General features: G+C 43.9%; 5 protein-coding genes. 4 read left to right on the plus strand and 1 reads right to left on the minus strand.

The window, feature by feature from the left end:
- Nucleotides 1-436 (minus strand): DnaA N-terminal domain-containing protein (locus B7Y67_RS15815; protein WP_293599458.1); only part of this gene is annotated, 436 nt, incomplete at its 3' end.
- Nucleotides 437-658: 222 nt separating this feature from the next.
- Here B7Y67_RS15815 and rpmH point away from each other — a divergent pair.
- The 4 genes from rpmH to yidC all read left to right on the plus strand — a co-directional run.
- Complete coding sequence (gene rpmH, locus B7Y67_RS15820; protein WP_011903922.1) at nt 659-793, plus strand: 50S ribosomal protein L34; 135 nt, start codon at nt 659-661, stop codon at nt 791-793.
- A gap of 8 nt (nt 794-801) precedes the next feature.
- The gene (rnpA, locus tag B7Y67_RS15825) at nt 802-1,119 is read left to right on the plus strand and encodes a ribonuclease P protein component (RefSeq protein ID WP_215302311.1); all 318 of its coding nucleotides are present in this window, start codon (nt 802-804) and stop codon (nt 1,117-1,119) included.
- Between the two features lie 73 nt (nt 1,120-1,192).
- Nucleotides 1,193-1,360 (plus strand): membrane protein insertion efficiency factor YidD, encoded by a 168-nt coding sequence (yidD, locus tag B7Y67_RS15830; protein WP_251367880.1) that lies wholly within the window; start codon nt 1,193-1,195, stop codon nt 1,358-1,360.
- 10 nt (nt 1,361-1,370) lie between these two features.
- Nucleotides 1,371-2,210 (plus strand): membrane protein insertase YidC (gene yidC, locus B7Y67_RS15835; RefSeq protein WP_293599459.1); only part of this gene is annotated, 840 nt, incomplete at its 3' end.

The following is a 2,210-nucleotide window of genomic DNA, read 5'->3' on the forward strand; positions in this document are numbered from 1 at the left end:
AAGTAAGGTTTGGGTTTAATTTAGAGTGATCTTCAATTTCAAAAGCTTGCTCTTCTGTAGAGCTGCTGTCTGCGTCTAGCAAAACCTCTTGTTGCTCAAATTTATCCTGAGGAGGCGAGCTAATCTCAGGTGGTTGTGTGCCAGAACCCTCTACATTGAGCACGAAGCTTAGGTTGATTGGATGGCCAAAATACTGGTCTGCCATCTCCTGGAAGCGATCAGAAAAAGTTTTCTTGATCCAATCAAGCTTGAATCTATTTGGAGCTCCCAGAATGAGTGATTGCTCACTTTCATCATAGGAAACCAAGCTTAACGGCTGAATCCAGGTCTTAAATTGTTGGGGGGACAGTTCGCGAGCTAGCGCACCAAGTGCACCATCCCAAAACCCCAGTGGGCTGAGTGAATTCAATGTGGGGGGGTTCTGTAAGTTACTCATATTTTTGGAGGATCCATTGTAGCCAGCCCATAAAGTTATCCACAAGCTGGAAAAACGTGGAAAACCTGTGGATAACTTGTGAATAAAAATAGAAAACCGATAAAAATCAATGGTTTATTAAATTATCACAAATTAAATAGAGAAAAATACCTATATATTCTTCCGCAGCGGTTGACCTTTTGCTTGGCAACAAGGAAAATACTGGGTTTTGCAGGATGAATCATGAAAAGAACATACCAACCCTCAGTAACACGTCGCAAACGCACCCACGGATTTCGTATTCGCATGAAAACCAAGAGCGGACGCGCAGTATTAAACGCACGTCGTGCTAAAGGTCGTAAACGTCTGGCCGTTTAATTTAGCAGTTGAATAGCGCCAGGATTTCTGAGTTACTAAAAACACGCCCCAAGACAAGTTTGTATTGGGGTTTGTATTTGGTATCTTCCGATCAAGGCGCTAAACCAGATTTAGGTATTGCGGTGGCTAAAAAACTAGCCAAACGCGCAGTAGACCGGAACCAATTAAAGCGCATGATCCGAGAACTAGTCAGGGGCGCTCAAGCTACAAACCTCAACAGTGATGTTGTGGTGAAGCTGAAAAAACCAATTGGTCGCGAAACCCGCGGCAGACTCAGAAGCAAAGAAAAAGATATTCTGCGAACACAAATTGCGGGGCTAATTTAACGTGCACCTAATAAACAAGGCAGCCATTAAGTTTGTGCGGCTCTATCAAGTAGCGCTTAGTCCTTATATTGGTATGCATTGTAAGTTTGCACCTTCCTGCTCTCAATACGCATGTGACTGCTTTACAAACTACGGGTTTTTTAAAAGTATTGGGCTATCGGTATGGCGTATTTTGCGTTGTAATCCATGGTCACAGGGCGGTTACGACCCAGCAGTAAAACCAACATCTCATCATCATTAAGTGAATGCAAATGGACTATAAAAAAACAATTCTTTGGGCAATCTTTTCCATGTCGGGCATCTTGTTGTTCAACAACTGGCAAGTTCATGAAGGAAAGCCATCGATGTTTGGTGGGAGCCCTGTTAATACTGCCGTTGTGGCCGATAAGACAACAGCGAACAAAATCGATATTCCATCGCCCGTACAAAATCCAAGTATTCCAGCCCCAAACCAAACGCCTATGGTTGTTGCTGGTGCAATAGAAACGGCCGAAAAGTTTGTGTTGAAAAATGACGTATTGATTTTGGAGATTAGTGCAAACGGCGGCACCATTATTGATGCAATGCTGCCTAAGCAGCTCACACCAGAAAAAAAACAAGTTGAGTTGTTTCAATACACACCAAACCATAAATATTTTGCACGCTCTGGCTTAATTGCCTTGGGCAACGTGGATTTGCCGAATCACACCAGCACATTTAAGTTATCGCAGTCTGGTAAAGACGGCTCAGGGAACCCCTTCATTGTTTTAGTAAGCGAGCGTAACGGCGTAAAACTAGAGAAGACTTTTATCTTAAGTGCGGGCAGTTATGTGGTTGACGTTGGACACCGTGTTACACAAAGTAATGCAAACGCAGCACCCTTAGTCCTGTACACAGAGATTGTTCGCGACGCCTCACAAGAGCAAAAGATTGGCCCCTTTGACGGCGCGTTCTCAGCAAGCACCTTCACTGGTCCCGCCACATACACTGATAAAGAAAAGTTCAACAAGCTGGAATTCACGGCGATTGATAAAAACAAAATTACTATTCCTACACAGGTTCCAGCTGGCGATCCCGCTTGGATAGCCATGGTTCAGCATTACTTTGCTAGC

The organism is Polynucleobacter sp. 35-46-11 (genome assembly GCF_002281105.1).